16 protein-coding genes are annotated in these 14,956 nt (G+C 70.5%); 10 read left to right on the top strand and 6 right to left on the bottom strand.

Annotated elements, in window-relative coordinates:
* Window positions 1-3: 3 nt before the first annotated feature.
* A complete protein-coding gene (locus GY170_RS03455; RefSeq protein ID WP_163889972.1) occupies window positions 4-1,056 on the top strand; it encodes a branched-chain amino acid ABC transporter permease in 1,053 nt (350 codons plus the stop codon).
* The gene (locus GY170_RS03450) at window positions 1,053-1,820 is read left to right on the top strand and encodes an alpha/beta fold hydrolase (RefSeq protein ID WP_163889970.1); all 768 of its coding nucleotides are present in this window, start codon (window positions 1,053-1,055) and stop codon (window positions 1,818-1,820) included. The genes GY170_RS03455 and GY170_RS03450 overlap by 4 nt, the downstream gene beginning before the upstream one ends.
* Window positions 1,821-1,855: 35 nt before the next feature.
* Here GY170_RS03450 and GY170_RS03445 read toward each other — a convergent pair whose 3' ends face one another.
* The 6 genes from GY170_RS03445 to GY170_RS03420 all read right to left on the bottom strand — a co-directional run bounded on the left by GY170_RS03445 (window position 1,856) and on the right by GY170_RS03420 (window position 6,492).
* Window positions 1,856-2,215 (bottom strand): hotdog family protein, encoded by a 360-nt coding sequence (locus tag GY170_RS03445; RefSeq protein WP_203531148.1) that lies wholly within the window; start codon window positions 2,213-2,215, stop codon window positions 1,856-1,858.
* The gene (locus GY170_RS03440; protein ID WP_163889966.1) at window positions 2,215-2,568 is read right to left on the bottom strand and encodes a MaoC/PaaZ C-terminal domain-containing protein; all 354 of its coding nucleotides are present in this window, start codon (window positions 2,566-2,568) and stop codon (window positions 2,215-2,217) included. The genes GY170_RS03445 and GY170_RS03440 overlap by 1 nt, the downstream gene beginning before the upstream one ends.
* On the bottom strand, window positions 2,565-4,049 hold the full coding sequence (locus GY170_RS03435; RefSeq protein WP_163889965.1) for a class I adenylate-forming enzyme family protein: 1,485 nt from the start codon (window positions 4,047-4,049) through the stop codon (window positions 2,565-2,567). The genes GY170_RS03440 and GY170_RS03435 overlap by 4 nt, the downstream gene beginning before the upstream one ends.
* Window positions 4,042-4,815 (bottom strand): enoyl-CoA hydratase/isomerase family protein, encoded by a 774-nt coding sequence (locus GY170_RS03430; protein WP_163889964.1) that lies wholly within the window; start codon window positions 4,813-4,815, stop codon window positions 4,042-4,044. The genes GY170_RS03435 and GY170_RS03430 overlap by 8 nt, the downstream gene beginning before the upstream one ends.
* Entirely contained in the window at window positions 4,812-5,396 is a 585-nt protein-coding gene (locus GY170_RS03425) for a TetR/AcrR family transcriptional regulator (RefSeq protein WP_163889962.1), read from the bottom strand. The genes GY170_RS03430 and GY170_RS03425 overlap by 4 nt, the downstream gene beginning before the upstream one ends.
* A gap of 184 nt (window positions 5,397-5,580) precedes the next feature.
* A complete protein-coding gene (locus GY170_RS03420) occupies window positions 5,581-6,492 on the bottom strand; it encodes a LysR family transcriptional regulator (protein ID WP_163889960.1) in 912 nt (303 codons plus the stop codon).
* 126 nt (window positions 6,493-6,618) lie between these two features.
* Between GY170_RS03420 and GY170_RS03415 the strand changes: the two genes are divergently transcribed.
* The 8 genes from GY170_RS03415 to atzF are packed head-to-tail and all read left to right on the top strand — an operon-like array spanning window position 6,619 to window position 14,870.
* Window positions 6,619-7,728, top strand: coding sequence for a BMP family ABC transporter substrate-binding protein (locus GY170_RS03415; protein WP_163889958.1), 1,110 nt, complete (start codon window positions 6,619-6,621; stop codon window positions 7,726-7,728).
* Between the two features lies 1 nt (window position 7,729).
* Entirely contained in the window at window positions 7,730-8,839 is a 1,110-nt protein-coding gene (locus GY170_RS03410) for an ABC transporter permease (protein ID WP_163889956.1), read from the top strand.
* A complete protein-coding gene (locus GY170_RS03405) occupies window positions 8,836-9,759 on the top strand; it encodes an ABC transporter permease (RefSeq protein WP_163889954.1) in 924 nt (307 codons plus the stop codon). Before GY170_RS03410 ends, GY170_RS03405 begins: the two co-directional genes overlap by 4 nt.
* Window positions 9,760-9,791: 32 nt before the next feature.
* Entirely contained in the window at window positions 9,792-10,496 is a 705-nt protein-coding gene (gene biuH, locus GY170_RS03400; RefSeq protein WP_163889952.1) for a biuret amidohydrolase, read from the top strand.
* Window positions 10,493-12,040, top strand: a complete 1,548-nt coding sequence (locus tag GY170_RS03395) for an ABC transporter ATP-binding protein (RefSeq protein ID WP_235937784.1) — start codon at window positions 10,493-10,495, stop codon at window positions 12,038-12,040. Before biuH ends, GY170_RS03395 begins: the two co-directional genes overlap by 4 nt.
* Window positions 12,037-12,714 (top strand): cysteine hydrolase family protein, encoded by a 678-nt coding sequence (locus GY170_RS03390; protein WP_163889950.1) that lies wholly within the window; start codon window positions 12,037-12,039, stop codon window positions 12,712-12,714. Before GY170_RS03395 ends, GY170_RS03390 begins: the two co-directional genes overlap by 4 nt.
* Entirely contained in the window at window positions 12,707-13,048 is a 342-nt protein-coding gene (locus GY170_RS03385) for a cupin domain-containing protein (RefSeq protein ID WP_163889948.1), read from the top strand. The genes GY170_RS03390 and GY170_RS03385 overlap by 8 nt, the downstream gene beginning before the upstream one ends.
* 4 nt (window positions 13,049-13,052) lie before the next feature.
* Entirely contained in the window at window positions 13,053-14,870 is a 1,818-nt protein-coding gene (atzF, locus tag GY170_RS03380) for an allophanate hydrolase (RefSeq protein ID WP_163889946.1), read from the top strand.
* The last annotated feature ends 86 nt before the right edge of the window (window positions 14,871-14,956 follow it).

The following is a 14,956-nucleotide window of genomic DNA, read 5'->3' as shown; positions in this document are numbered from 1 at the left end:
CTCATGCTGATGCGTCTCATCTCAGGCGACCGGCCGCGCTCGCGCATCCTGACACTGGTGCTACTGGCCATCTTCCTGGGGCTGCTCTTCGCGCCCTTCCTGTTCCCCGGCGTCCGCGCGCTCGAGACGGCGGCGCGCATCTCGATCTTCATCCTCCTGGCGGCCAGCTATGACCTTCTGCTGGGCTACACCGGCGTCGTCAGCTTCGCCCATACGATGTTCTTCGGGATGGGCGCTTACGGGGTCGGCCTCGCGTCGCAGCACATGGGGCGCGGGTTCGGGCCGCTGATCCTGGGCTCGCTGGCGGCGGCAGTTCTGGCGGCGGCCCTGGCCTTCATCATCGCCCTGTTCTCGCTGCGCGTGCGGGCGATCTTCTTCGCGATGATCACGCTCGCTGTCGCCTCGGCCGTGGCCGTCCTCGTCAGCCAGCTGTCGTCGATCACCGGGGGCGAGGACGGCTTCACCTTCCAGATCCCCCGCGCGCTGGGACCTGCGAACCGGATGGGTGAGGTCATGGGCGTGAACATCACCGGCAAGATCCTGAACTACTACGTGGTTTTCTTCATTTCGCTGGCTCTGTTCTTCGTGCTCCTCAGGATCGTCAACTCCCCCTTCGGGACGGTGCTGAAGGCGATCCGCGAGAACGACTTCCGCGCCGAGGCGATCGGCTACCGGGTCGTGCGCTACCGGACCATCGCGACCTGCATCTCGGCAGCCATGGCGGCGCTGGCCGGCAGCCTCTTCGCACTCTGGCTGCGCTATGTGGGGCCGGAGACGACGCTGAGCTTCGAGATCATGCTGGATCTGCTGCTGATGGTGGTCATCGGGGGCATGGGCACGATCTGGGGCGCGGCGATCGGGGCGACGGTGATGGTGCTGGCGCAGACCTACCTGCAGGACCTCATGGGGTCGGCGGCGGACGCGACCATGGCGATCCCGATGCTGTCGCGCCTGCTCGATCCGGACCGGTGGCTGTTGTGGCTGGGCGTGCTGTTCATCCTCAGCGTCTACTTCTTCCCCTCCGGGATCGTCGGTCGGCTTCGGGGCGGACGATGACGGACGGCGGCCTGTCCCGCCCCGTCATCCTGCTGCATGGCTGGACGATGCGCGGCGCGGTCTTCGAGGATCTCGCCCGGCGGCTGGGGCCGCGGGCCCGCGCGCCGGATCTGCCGGGGCACGGGGCCGCGCGCAGCGGCACGGCGTCGCTCGCGGCGGCGGTGGACATGCTGGACGACGAGATCGCGGCAGCCGGCCCCGGTGCCATCCTCATCGGCTGGTCCATGGGCGCGGCCGTGGCCTGGGCCTGGCTGGAGCGGCACGGCGGCGCGGGTGTGGCCGGGCTCGTGACCGTGGACATGAGCCCCCGCCCCGTGAATACCGAGGGCTGGGATCTGGGGATGCTGGGCCAGACGCCGGAGCGGCTGCGCCGCAATACCGAACAGATCCACCACGACTGGCCCGCCTGGGCCGAGAAGATCGCGACGACCATGTTCGCGGACAGGTCGGGCGCGCCGGGCTTCAGCCGGGCGGACGCGCTGGCGCAGGTCCTCTCGAACGATCCGGCGAAGATGGCGGCCTACTGGGACGAGATGATGGCGATGGATCTGCGATCCGCCGCGCGCGGCGTCAAGGTGCCCTGGCGCGTGGCCCATGGGGCGCGCAGCCGCGTCTATCCCGCGGCGACGGCTGAGTGGCTGGCCGAGCAGCCCGGCGCCAAAATCGTCCGGTTCGAGCAGTCGGGCCACTCGCCGCATCTGGAGGAGCCGGACGCTTTCGCCGCAATGGTGCGGGCCCTCGATGCGGAGCTGGCGGGCGCATAGGCCGCGGTGCCCCGCACGATCCGGGGAAGCCAGCGTCAGGCCTTCGCCAAATCCGCGAACTTCACCAGCGACCGGCCCTCGGCCACCAATGTCCCGTCCTCCAGGCGCGCAGCGGCCCAGAGATCCACAAGACCCTTCTCCGGACGCAGGCGGATCACCTCGACAGAGGCGACAAGGGGCGCACCCAGAGGGGCGGGGGCTGCGAACACGATCTCCTGCTTGAGGTAGTTCGTGCCCGGCCCCGGCAGTTCGACGCCGAGAAGATAGGAGAACAGGGCTGCGATCAGCGGCTCGGGGACCGTGTCACCGGCTGTGCCACCGCCGAGGGCGGCAATGGCGCCGACATCCTCGGTGGTGAAGACACGCCGGATTTCCCTGCGCTCGCCGATCTTCATCACGACACCTCCGCTTCGCCGGTGAACAGCTCCGCCCCGTCCGAGACGCGCACCGCCCGCATCGTCACGCTGCCCGGCAGCTCGCCCGCCACGACGAGCTGCACCTCCTCCTCCGCGAAGGCCGGGTTGGGGAACATCATCGTCTGGCGCACCACGGCGGCGCCGGGCCGGGCGGCGAGAACCATGCCCCAGAGCTTCGTGTAGATGAGCATCCCGTGCGACACCGTCCGGCCGAAGGCGGTGCGGGCGGAGAACTCCGGATCGACGTGGATGGGATTGTCGTCCCCCGACACGTCCGCGAAGCGCTGGAACTCCGCCTGCGTGGGGCGCCATGTCTGTCGCAACTCGGTCATCGTTCGTTCCTCGCCCTGAGATCGGGTTTGCGCACCTTGCCCGCCGCGGTGCGCGGGAAGTCCTCCAGCACCTGCACGGTTGCGGGGATCTTGTAGGCCGCCAGCCGCGCGCGGCACCAGGCGCGCAACGCCTCCGGCTCGATCCGGTGGCCCGGGCGCGCAATGAGGAAGGCGGCGCCCGTCTCACCCCATTTCTCGTCGGGCACGCCGATCACGGCGGCCTCCAGAACGTCGGGATGTTCGACCAGCACCCGCTCCACCTCGGCCGGATAGACGTTCTCGCCGCCCGAGATGTACATGTCCTTGATCCGGTCGACGATGCGCAGGAACCCGTCGGCGTCACGCTGGCCGACATCGCCGCTGCGCAGCCAGCCGCCGGGGGCGAAGGCGGCGGCGGTCGCCTCGGGGTTGTCGAAGTAGCCGGGCGTGACGTTCGGGCCGCGCAGCAGGATCTCGCCCTCCCCCGGCGTGCCGTCCGGCACACCGTCGAGCCGGCATTCCGTCAGCATCTGGGGTCGGCCGACCGAGCCGATCTTGGCCTCGGCATTGGCCTCGTCCATCAGGAACACCGTCGGGCCGGTTTCCGTCATGCCGAAGCCGTTGAGCACCTTCGCGCCCCGCTCCGCGAAGAAGCGGATCAGCGGCTCGGGCAGCGGCGCGCCGCCGCAGCCGCACCTCACGCCGCTCCAGTCCACGTCGCCCACGTCCGGGGACAGGCTGAACGCCTGGTAGATCGCCGGCACACCGAAGAACTGCGTGACGCCGCCCGACCGCAGCAGGCCCAGAATGTCCTGCGGCTCAAATTTCGGCAGGATCGTGGAGCTGCCCCCGGTCAGAAAGACGGGCATCGTGTAGAGGTTGATGCCCGCGGTGTGAAAGATCGGCAGGAAGTTCACCGACCGGTCCGCGGCGGTCAGGTGGATCGCCTGCCCGATATTGACCGCGTTGGCCCAGGCCATGCGCGCCGTCTGGATCACCGCCTTCGGTCGCCCGGTCGTGCCGGAGGTGCAGAGCAGATACCAGGGCCGGTCGGCCGGGATCATGCCCACGGAGCCGGGCTGCCCCGGCTGCCAGAGCGCGGCCCCCTCATCGAACGAGGCCGCGGGGATTGCCGCCTCCTCCGCCACGGCGGCCGCGAGATCGGCCATGGCGTCGTCGTGCAGGATCAACCGCGGCGTCATCAGAGCCACCGCGTCGGCGAGTTCGGCGGCCGGCTGACGCCAGTTGAGCGGGCACAGGATCAGCCCGGCCTTCTGGCAGGCCAGGAGCAACACGAAGAACCCCGCCCCGTTCAGGCAGAGACAGGCGATGCGGTCGCCCTCCACAAGCCCTCGGTCCCGGAGGGCGCCGGCGGCGCCGTTGGCGGCGGCGTCCACCTCGCGGAAGGTCCAGTCGCGCCCCGTCCTCGTGTCGCGAAAGGCGAGCGTGTCGCCCGAAAGCTCCGCCCGCTTGGCAGCCATGTCGGGAACGGCGTCAAACATGCGCCGCGTCCCTGGAAACTCCCACGAAGTCCGCCATGCGCCGGGCGACATCCGGGGTGTCTATCCGGTCGAGGAATGCCGCGGTTTCCGCGTCGAGCGCGGCGGCGACGGCCTTGAGCGTCGTCTCGTCCCTCAGCAGCCGCTTCGCGGCGATCCGGGTCCCGGCGGATGTGCCATCGAGCAGGCGCAGCGCCGCCGCCTCGGGGTCAGCATCCACGGCGTCGCATATGCCGAGGCCCTTCAGCGCCTCTGCATCCTGCCTGCGGTCGGTCGCAATCCAGGCCCCGGCGTGCGCGCGCCCGATCCGGTCGGGCAGCAGGGCCGTCCAGCCTCCGTCGGGGGCGAAGCCCATACGCGCGTAGAAGGGCTGGACGAAGGCATCGGGGGCCAGCACGGCGCAGTCCGCAGCAAAGAGCAGCCCAGCCCCGCCGCCGGTGATCGCGCCCCGCGCCGCGACGGCGACGGTCGCGGACAGGCCGAACAGGCGCAGCACCACCTCCTGCAGGGCCGGCACCACCTGGCGGGCGTAGTCCTTCGCCATTCCGCGATCCGCGGCATCGAGGAACCGCGCCACGTCGCCGCCCGAGCAGAAGTTGCGCCCGCCGGCGACGATCAGCGTCGACGGGCCCGCGCGATCGACCGAGTCCAGCGCCGCGCGGATGGCATCGAGCAGCTCCGGCGTCAGCGCGTTGGCACGTGGCGCACAGAGCGTCAGCCGGAGGACGCCGTCCTCGGCGGGATCGAGCTGGACCTGCTCGCTCCTCACGGCGCAAGCCCGTCGCGGATCATGTCGAAGGCCGCGTCGGCGACCGCCTCAAGGTCGCCCTGCTCTTCCGCCAGGCCGAACCGGTCGCCGAGGCTCCTGGCGATGCCCATCAGCGCCCAGGCCCGGACTTCCGCGTTGCCGGGACGGACATGGCCCGCGGCCTCGGCCCTTTCGAGCTGCACCGAGTAGGCTGCCGCGAAGCGGGAGAAGTAGTTGCGGTACGCCTCCTGATCGACGAAGCGCGCCTGCTCGACGATGCTGTAGAGGGAGGGTCGCTCGGCAACGAACCGCAGAAAGGCCAGCAGGCCCCGTCGCTCGGCCTCAAGCCGGTCGGGGGCGCCGGCCACGGCGTCGGTCATCACCCTGCGGGTCAGATGCCCCATCTCGTCGAGGAGCTCCCGAAAGACCTCCTCCTTGGACCCGAAGTAGATGTAGAATGTCCCCAGTGCGGTCTTCGCGTCACCCGTGATTTCGGCGATGGACGCAGCGGAGAACCCCTTCTCGCCAATCACCTTCTCCGCCGACCGGAGGATCTGTTCTCGCCGCGCCGATCCGCGCGTGGTCTTGGGTGCCGTTGCCATGGCACATGAATATCGGTTCATGTTTCACGGCACAAGAGTCTTGAGCAACGGCGCCGCCCCGACAAAGGTGTCTGAGGTGCAGCGGAAGAGATGACGAAGAGAATTCTGACCAGAATGATCGCCGCGTCATGGCTCATGGCGCTTTCGCACTACATCGAGCCGGGCACGGCCCTGTCGTGCCCTGCTATTCCCCCTTTGGCTCCGCCGCGTCCAGTGCACGGGCGAGCTGGCGGGCGAAGTTTGCGGCGGCGACCGGCAGGGTGCGGCCCCGCATCTGCGCGAGGTAGAGAAGGCCCGCCGGTACGTCGCGCGTGTCGATCGGGCGGGTGACGATGGGCTCGCGGCCATCGTCCGCCGGCAGGCCTATGGGGATCTGGAAGGTCACCATCAGCTCCGGCCCCGGGTAGCAGCGCAGGAACTCGAAACTGTCGGACTCGATCAGCGGCGTCAGCTTCACCGACGAGCGGCGCATGGCGATGTCGAGGAGGTAGCGCACTCCGAACTCCTCGCTCGGCATCCCCACGGGGAAGGCGGCGAGGTCTGAGAGGCGCACGACGCGCTTGGCCGCCAGCGGGTGGCTGCGCGCCATGACGGCGTGCACGGGCTGCGGCGCCGTCGCCAGCACCTGCACATCGGCCAGGCGCACCGGCTCGAAGACGAGCGCGATATCCGCCTCATGCGCCACCAGCGCCCGTTCGGCGCGGTAGCGGTCGCGCAGATTGACGGAGAAGGTCACCAGCGGGTGCTCGGCACGATAGGCGCTGATCTCGCGGGGCATGAAGTAGGGCAACAGCGCCTGCGAGCAGGCCACTTTCACATGGCCCCGCCGCTCGCCCTTCAGGTCGGCGATCTGGCTGCGCACCCGCTCCAGATCCGCCCGCTGGCCGCGGATATGCTGGATCAGGAGCTCTCCTGCGGGGGAGAGCCGCACGCCCCGGGGGAGACGCTCGAAGATCGGCGCGCCCAGCTCCCCTTCCAGCGCCAGCAGGCGGCGGTTGAGGGCCGTCGAGGTGAGCGAGAGGGAGTCCGCCGCACCGCGGATCGAGCCGGCGCGGTGGATCGCCTCGATGAACTCCAGCGTCTCCAGATGCCTCATTCGTCACCGCTGCAATTCCTGCACCACAATGGTGCCGACTTAGCAGCAGACATCAGCAGTTCATAGCGTAACCTTCCCTCAACCCGGCCGCAGAATCGCCGGAACCGCCGAGAGAGGGGTGCTCCCATGGCCGCAGACTTCCTGACCCGCAGACGTTTCCTGACCACCTCCGCCGGGCTCGCCGGCGCCGCGGCCATGGGCCTGCCGGCACGGGCGCAGGGCGGGCTGACGGTCGGCTTCATCTATGTCGGACCGCGCGACGATTACGGCTACAACCAGGCCCACGCCCAGGGCGCCGCCGCCGTGAAGGCGATGGAGGGCGTCACCGTCATCGAGGAGGAGAACGTCGCCGAGACGCAGGACGTGCAGCAGACGATGGAGTCGATGATCAACTTCGACGGCGCCTCGCTGCTCTTCCCCACCTCCTTCGGCTATTTCGACCCCCACATCCTCGAGGTGGCGCCGAAATACCCCGATGTCCGGTTCAAGCATTGCGGCGGCCTCTGGACGCCGGGGATGCCGGAGAATGTCGGCTCCTACTTCGGCTATATCGGCATGGGCCAGTACCTGAACGGCATCGTTGCCGGGCACATGACGAGTTCGAAGAAGATCGGCTTCGTCGCCGCCAAGCCGATCCCGCAGGTGCTGCTGAACATCAACTCCTTCCTCCTCGGCGCCCGGGCGGTGGACCCGGAGATCACATGCCAGGTGATCTTCACCGGCGAATGGTCGATGGCGGTGAAGGAGGCGGAGGCGACCAACGCGCTTGCCGATGCCGGGGCGGATGTCATCACCTGCCACGTCGACGGCCCGAAGGTGGTGATCGAGACGGCAGCCGCCCGCGGCGCCTATGTCTGCGGCTACCACGCCGACCAGTCGGCGCTGGCGCCAGAGCTCTACCTGACGGGCGCCGAGTGGAACTGGGCGACGGTCTATACCGACATGGTCGCCAAAACGCTCGCCGGCGAGCCGATCCCCAATTTCGTGCGCGGCGGGCTGGCGGAGGGCTTCATCAAGATGTCCCCCCTCGGCCCCGCGGTGACGGACGCCGCCCGCGCCCAGTTCGAGGCGGTGCAGGCGGAGATCATGGCCGGCGACTACGCGGTCATCAACGGCCCGCTGGCCGACAACAGCGGCAACGTCATCGCTGCCGACGGCGTCTCCTACCTCGAGACCGATGTGGAGCTCGAATCGATGGACTACCTCGTCGACGGCGTCATCGGGTCGACGTCGTAAGATGTCGGCGGGGGTGGAGATCACGGCACCGGCCCGGTCCGCCCGAGCGTGGCTGGTGCCCCTCGCCGGGCGGGCTGAGGGGGTGCTCCTGCCGCTCGCGGCGCTGGTCACCGGCTTTGCCGCTTTTGCGCTGTTCCTGGTGCTGCTCGGCAAGAACCCGTGGACCTTCTACACCCTCGTCTACCAGGCCGGCTTCGGCACCGGCTTCTCCTGGACGAACACGCTCGCCCGCGCCGCACCTCTCCTCCTCGCCGCTCTCTGCGTCGCCATCCCGGCGCGGCTGGGGCTGGTGGTGATCGGCGGCGAGGGCGCCATCGTCCTCGGCGGTGTGATGGCGGGCGGCCTCGGTGCGGTGCTCGGCGGCTGGCCGGCGCTGATCGCAATGCCGCTCATGGCACTAGGCGCCGCCCTGATCGGCGGGCTCTGGATCGGCGCCGTGGGGGCGCTGCGCCAGTGGCGCGGGGTGAACGAGACCATCGCCTCGCTGCTCATGGCCTACATCGCCATCGCGCTGATGAATCACCTCGTCGAGGGCCCGCTCCGCGATGCCGCCTCGCTCAACAAGCCCTCCACCGCGCCGTTGGCTGAGGCGCTGCGGGTGGGCGACATGCCGGGCTTCAGCGTGCACTGGGGGCTGGCCGTCGCGTTCCTCGCCTGCATCGGTGCCTGGGTGCTGATCGAGCGCACGACGCTCGGCTTCTCCGCCCGCATCGCCGGTGGCAACGTGCGGGCGGCTCAGGTGCAGGGTCTACCCGTGACGAAGCTGGTCGTCGGCTTCACTGCGCTCGGCGGAGCCTGCGCGGGTCTCGCAGGATATTTCGAGGTCTCCGCCGTCCACGGCTCGGCCAATGCCTCGCTGGCCGCGGGCTACGGCTATACCGGCATCCTCATCGCCTTCCTCGCGCGGCACAATCCGCTCGCCATCATCCCCGTCGCCCTGCTCCTCGCCGGGATCGAGGCCTCCTCCGGCCTCGTCCAGAGGCGGATGGAGCTGCCGGACGCGACGATGACGGTGCTGCAGGGCTTCATCTTCGTGGCGATCCTCGCCAGCGAAACCTTCACCGGCCGGCTCGACCTGACGCGCTGGCTCAGCCGGGGAGAGCGGGCATGAATGGCGATATCGGCCTCTGGGCCGTGCCCCTGGCGATGATCGGCGGCGCCATCCGCGTCTCCACCCCTTTCCTCTTCGTCTCCCTCGGCGAGGTGATCACCGAGCGGTCGGGGCGCATCAATCTCGGGCTGGAAGGCACGCTCGTCTTCGGCGCGATGGCGGGCTACGCGCTGGCCTACCTCACCGGCTCCGCCTGGGCGGGCGTCGGCGCGGCGGCGCTGGCCGGGCTGCTCTTCGGGCTCGTCCACGGCCTCCTCTGCTCGCTGCCCAAGGTGAACGACATCGCCATCGGCATCGCGCTGATGCTGCTCGGCACCGGGCTCGCCTTCTTCTTCGGCAAGCCCTTCATCCAGCCCGTCGCCCCCGACCTGCCGGCGATCAACCTCGGTTGGTGGAGCGACCTGCCGCAGGTGCAGGCGGCGCTGCGGGTGAACGTCCTCTTCCTCGTCGGCGCGGCACTGGCCGTCGCCCTCGCCTGGATGCTGCGGAAGACGCGGATCGGGCTGACGCTGCGCGTCGTCGGCGATAGCTCCGACGCCGCCCGCGCCCTCGGCATCCGCCCCGCTCGGGTGCGCATCCTCGCCACCGCCTTCGGCGGCGCGCTGGCGGGGATCGGCGGGGCGTACCTGTCGCTCTTCTACCCCGGCTCCTGGAACGAAGGCATCTCCTCCGGGCAGGGCCTCATCGCCGTGGCGCTGGTGATCTTCGCCCGCTGGTCGCCGATCAACGCCTTCTTCGCCGCCCTCCTCTTCGGCGCCGCCGGGGCGCTGGGGCCGGCGTTGCAATCGGTGGGCGTCACCCAGGGCTACTACCTCTTCTACGCGGCGCCCTTCGTGCTGACACTGATCGTCCTCGTCCTCTCCTCCTCGAAGTCCGGGGCGCTCACCGGCGCACCGCGCGAACTTTCGATCACCAAGTAATCTTCATCACCTGCCCCCGGGAGCGCAGATCCATGAACGTCATGTCCGACACGCCGGCCGGCACCACCATCGCCTCCGCCCCCTATGCCTGGCCGTGGAACGGAGACCTCAGGCCGGCAAACACGGCGCTCATCGTCATCGACATGCAGACGGATTTCTGCGGCCCCGGCGGCTATGTCGATGCGATGGGCTACGACATCTCGCTGACCCGTGCTCCGATCGAGCCCATCCGCCGCCTGCTCTCCGCCTTCCGCGAGAAGGGCTACATGGTGATCCACACGCGGGAGGGGCATCGCCCCGATCTCGCCGACCTGCCGGCCAACAAGCGCTGGCGCTCCCGCCAGATCGGCGCCGGCATCGGCGACCCCGGCCCCTGCGGCCGCATCCTCACCCGCGGCGAGCCGGGGTGGGAGATCATAGACGAGCTGGCGCCGGAGCCGGGCGAGGTGATCATCGACAAGCCCGGCAAGGGCAGCTTCTGCGCGACGGATCTGGAGATGATCCTGCGCCTGAACGGCATCGACAACATCGTGCTGACCGGCATCACCACCGACGTCTGCGTGCACACCACGATGCGGGAGGCGAATGACCGCGGCTTCGAGTGCGTCATGCTGACCGATTGCTGCGCGGCGACGGACCCGGCGAACCACGCCGCCGCCATCGAGATGATCAAGATGCAGGGCGGCGTCTTCGGCGCCGTCGCCACCTCCGCCGACCTGCTCGCGGTGCTGCCGTGAACGCCCCTGCCCTCCCCGAGGCGGCGAGCCGCGTCCGCCGCGGCGCCGTCGGCATCGAGACGGTCGGCATGACCATGCGCTTCGGCAGTTTCACGGCGCTCGACGCCGTCTCCATCAAGGTGCGCCCCGGCTCCTTCCACGCCCTCCTCGGCGAGAACGGGGCCGGCAAGTCGACGCTGGTGAAGTGCATCATGGGCTTCTACCACGCCACCTCCGGCGATCTGCTGATCGACGGCTTCGACGGCCACGTGCGCGACCCGCGCGATGCCCACGCCAAGGGGCTGGGCATGGTCTACCAGCATTTCACGCTGGTTCCGGCGCTGACGGCGGCGGAGAACCTCGTCATCTCCCGCGCCGACGTCCCGGCGGTGGTCGACTGGGCGGAGGAGCTGACGGCGCTCCGCGCCTTCATGGATGCCATGCCCTTCCGCGTGCCGCTGACAGAGCCCGTCCACCGGATGGCGGCGGGCGAGAAGCAGAAGCTGGAGATCCTCAAGCAGCTCTACCTCGGCCGGCGCTTCCTGATCCTCGACGAGCCGACCAGCGTGCTCACCCCCGACGAGGCGGACGAGGTGCTGGGCCATGTGAAGGCGCTCTGCGCCTCGGGCGCGCTCTCCGTCCTGATGATCACCCACAAGTTCCGCGAGGTGACGGCATTTGCCGACGAGGTGACCGTGCTCCGCCGCGGGCGCCATGTCGGTAGCGGCCTGGTGGCCGACCTCTCCCATGCCGACATGGCGGCGATGATGATGGGCGACGCCAGGCCCGCCGCCCCCGCCGCACGGGCGGAGACGAGCGGCGCGCCGGTGCTGGAGCTCGTCGGCATCCGCGCCCGCGACCGCTCCGGCCTGAAGGAAATCGCCATCGACGGCCTCAGCGTCCGCGCCGGCGAGATCGTCGGCATCGCCGGCATCTCCGGCAACGGGCAGATGGAGCTGATGGAGATCCTCACCGGCCAGCGCGCCACGAGCGCCGGCACCATGCGCGTCCACGGCGCCCCCTACCGCGCCACCCGCGGCGAGGAGCGGCGACTGAAGGTGCGCTACCTGCCGGAGGAGCCGCTGCACAACGCCTGCGCCCCCCGCATGAGCGTGGCGGAGAACATCGGCTTCCGCAGCTTCGAGGCCGCCGGTGCCGGCACGCGCTTCTGGCTCGCCCCGGGAGAGATGCGCCGGCGGGCGGAGCGGCTGGTGGCGGACTACAAGGTCAAGACAACCTCCGTCGAGGCGCCCATCGCCGCCCTCTCCGGCGGCAACGTGCAGCGCGCTGTCCTGTCGCGCGAGCTGGACGGGGAGGTGGACCTGCTCATCATCTCCAACCCCTGTTTCGGGCTCGACTTCATCGCCGTCGCCGAGATCCGCTCGCGGATCATGGCGGCGCGAAACGCCGGCGCCGCCGTGCTGCTGATGAGCGAGGATCTCGACGAGATCCTCGAACTGGCGGACCGGGTGCTGGTGATGTCCGAAGGCCGGATCGTCTACGAATGCGCCGCGGCGGAGGCCGACATCCCGACGCTCGGGCGCCACATGGGAGGCCACGCATGATCATCGATGCCCAGCCATTCGCACTGGAGGCGGACCCGGCCACGACGGCGCTCATCGTCATCGACATGCAGCGCGACTTCGTGGAGCCCGGCGGCTTCGGCGCCTCGCTCGGCAATGACGTGACGCGCCTGCAGGCGATCATCCCGGCGACCGCCCGGCTCATCGCCGGCTGCCGCGCCGCCGGCGTTCCGGTGATCCACACGCGCGAGTGCCACGCCCCCGACCTCTCCGACTGCCCGCCCGCCAAGCGGCTGCGGGGGGCACCCTCGCTGCGCATCGGCGACCCCGGGCCAATGGGCCGCGTGCTCATCGCCGGCGAGCCGGGGGCGGAGATCGTGGCGGAGCTGGCGCCGCTGCCGGGCGAGACGGTCATCGACAAGCCCGGCAAGGGCGCCTTCTACGCGACGAACCTTTCCGACCACCTCGCCGCGCTCGGCACCCGCACGCTGATCTTCGCCGGCGTCACCACGGAGGTCTGCGTGCAGACCACCATGCGCGAGGCGAACGACAGAGGCTTCGACAGCCTCCTCGCCGAGGATGCGACGGAGAGCTACTTCCCGGAATTCAAGGCGGCCACGCTCGCCATGATCCGCGCCCAGGGCGCCATCGTCGGCTGGACGACCCCGGTGGAGACGATCCTCACCGCTCTCGCCCCGGCCGTGGCCGATGCCTGAGTCTCGGGTCTACCCCGCGCTCCTCTCGGGCGGCTGGGACGATCTGCCCTTCGCCCCCTTCCGCGAGGGGATCGAGATCTGCCGCCTCGCCGCGGGCCCGCCGGAGGTGGCGCTCCTGCGCTACGCCTCCGGCGCCCGCGCCCCGCGCCACCGCCATGCGGGGCTGGAGATCGTGCAGGTGCTCGCTGGCAGCCAGAGCGACGAGCGCGGGGACTATCCCGCCGGGAGCGTCGTGATGAACCCGGAAGGGAGCGAACATTCGGTTTGGTCAAGGGAGGGGTGCGTGGCGCTCCTCAGCTGGTCCCGGCCGGTGGAATTTCTGCAAGAAGGCTGACGTCATGGATGCAAAGAGTGTAGGCGCGCCGGACCTCGGGGCCGCGGCGCTACGGAGGCGCTATGCTGCCGGCGAGCCGGCGGAAGCGGTGATCGCGGAGGTCTATGCCCGCATCCGCGCCGTGGCCGACGGGGGCATCTTCATCACCCTTCGGCCAGAGTCGGAGGTGGCGGCCGAGGCCGCTGCCCTGCCGCCCTTCGACCCCGAGACCCACCCCCTCTGGGGCGTGCCCATCGCGGTGAAAGACAATATCGACGTCGCCGGTCTGCCCACCACCGCCGCCTGCCCCGCCTTCGCCTACCGGCCGGACACCGATGCCTTCGTCGTCGCCCGCCTCCGCGCCGCCGGAGCGCTGGTGATCGGCAAGACCAACCTCGACCAGTTCGCGACCGGCCTCGTCGGCGTCCGCTCGCCCTACCCCGCCCCCCGCAATGCGCTGGACCCAAGCCTGGTGCCCGGCGGCTCCTCCTCCGGCTCCGCCGTGGCGGTGGCGCAGGGGATCGTGACCCTCGCGCTCGGGACGGACACGGCAGGCTCCGGGCGGGTGCCGGCGGCGCTGAACAACATCGTCGGCGTCAAGCCAACGCTCGGCCTTCTCAGCGCCAGCGGCATGGTCCCCGCCTGCCGGACGCTCGACACCATCTCCATCTTCTCCGCGGGCGTGGCCGATAGCTGGACGGCTCTGCAGGTCGCTGCCGGTTACGACGCCGACGACGCCTACGCCCGCCGCTTCCCAGCCCCGGCGCTGGACGCTCCGCCCGCTCCGGTCATCGGCGTCCCCGACGCCGCCTCCCGCCGCTTCTTCGGCGACGCCGCGGAGGAGGCCGCCTTCGATGCCGCCGTTGCCCGCCTCACCGCCCTCGGCGCGCGGCTGGTGGAGGTGGACCTCTCCCCCTGCTTCGAGATCGCCGAGATGCTCTATTCCGGCGCCTGGGTCGCGGAGCGGATGGCGGCGGTGGAGGAGACGTACCGCGGCCGGCCCGGCGCGCTCCACCCGGTCACGAAGGGCATCATCTCCGCCGCCGACCGGCTCACCGCCGTCGACGCCTTCCGAGGCTTCTACCGGCTGGCGGAGCTTCGGCGCGCGGCGGAGCCGGCGCTGGAGGGGCTGGATGCGCTCTGCGTGCCAACCATCCCCGGGCCCGTCACGATGGCCGAGATCGAGGAGGACCCGGTCGGACCGAACAGCCGGCTCGGCACCTACACGAACTTCGTCAACCTGATGGACCTCTGCGCCCTCGCCGTCCCCACCGCGCCCGGCCCCGCCAGCCGGCCCGGCAGCGTCACGCTTCTCGCTCCCGCTGGCCATGACGGCCGGCTCGTCGCGCTTGCCGCCCGCATCGAGCGGGACGCCGCCGTCATACCCGGCAATGGCCTGCCGCGCCCCGCACCGCTGGACTTTCCGGCCGGCGCCCGGCCGGGGGAGGCGGTCGTCGCTGCCGTCGGCGCCCACATGTCGGGCCTGCCGCTCAATGGCGAGCTGACGGCGCTCGGCGCCCGCTGCCTCGGCCCCGCGCGCACCAGCGCCGACTACCGGCTCTTCGCCCTTCCCGGCACCACGCCGCCCAAGCCCGGGCTCCTGCGCGTCGGCAGCGGCGGGCGGGCCGTGGAGGTCGAGCTCTGGGCCATGCCGCTCGCCGGCCTCGGCCCCTTCCTCGCCGGCATCCCCGCCCCCCTCACGCTCGGCACGCTGACACTGGAGGGCGGCGGGCGCTGCACCGGCTTCCTCGTCGAGGCGGCAGCGACGGCGGGAGCGACCGACATCACCTCTCATGGCGGCTGGCGGGCCTACCTCGCGGCGGCGGAGGAGCTGCCAGTCTGAGCTGGCAGCGCCCCGGATTGGTTCCGGTCAAGGACGCCCCCTTCGGCGGCGGCATGGTTCCGGTCTTCGAGCCGACGCTGCTCGAC

This window comes from Pseudoroseicyclus tamaricis (assembly GCF_012070395.1).
In the GTDB taxonomy this organism is placed as follows: Bacteria; Pseudomonadota; Alphaproteobacteria; order Rhodobacterales; family Rhodobacteraceae; genus Pseudoroseicyclus_A; species Pseudoroseicyclus_A tamaricis.
The sequence above is the reverse complement of the archived record's forward strand: the minus strand, read 5'-3'. Positions and strand labels throughout refer to the sequence as shown.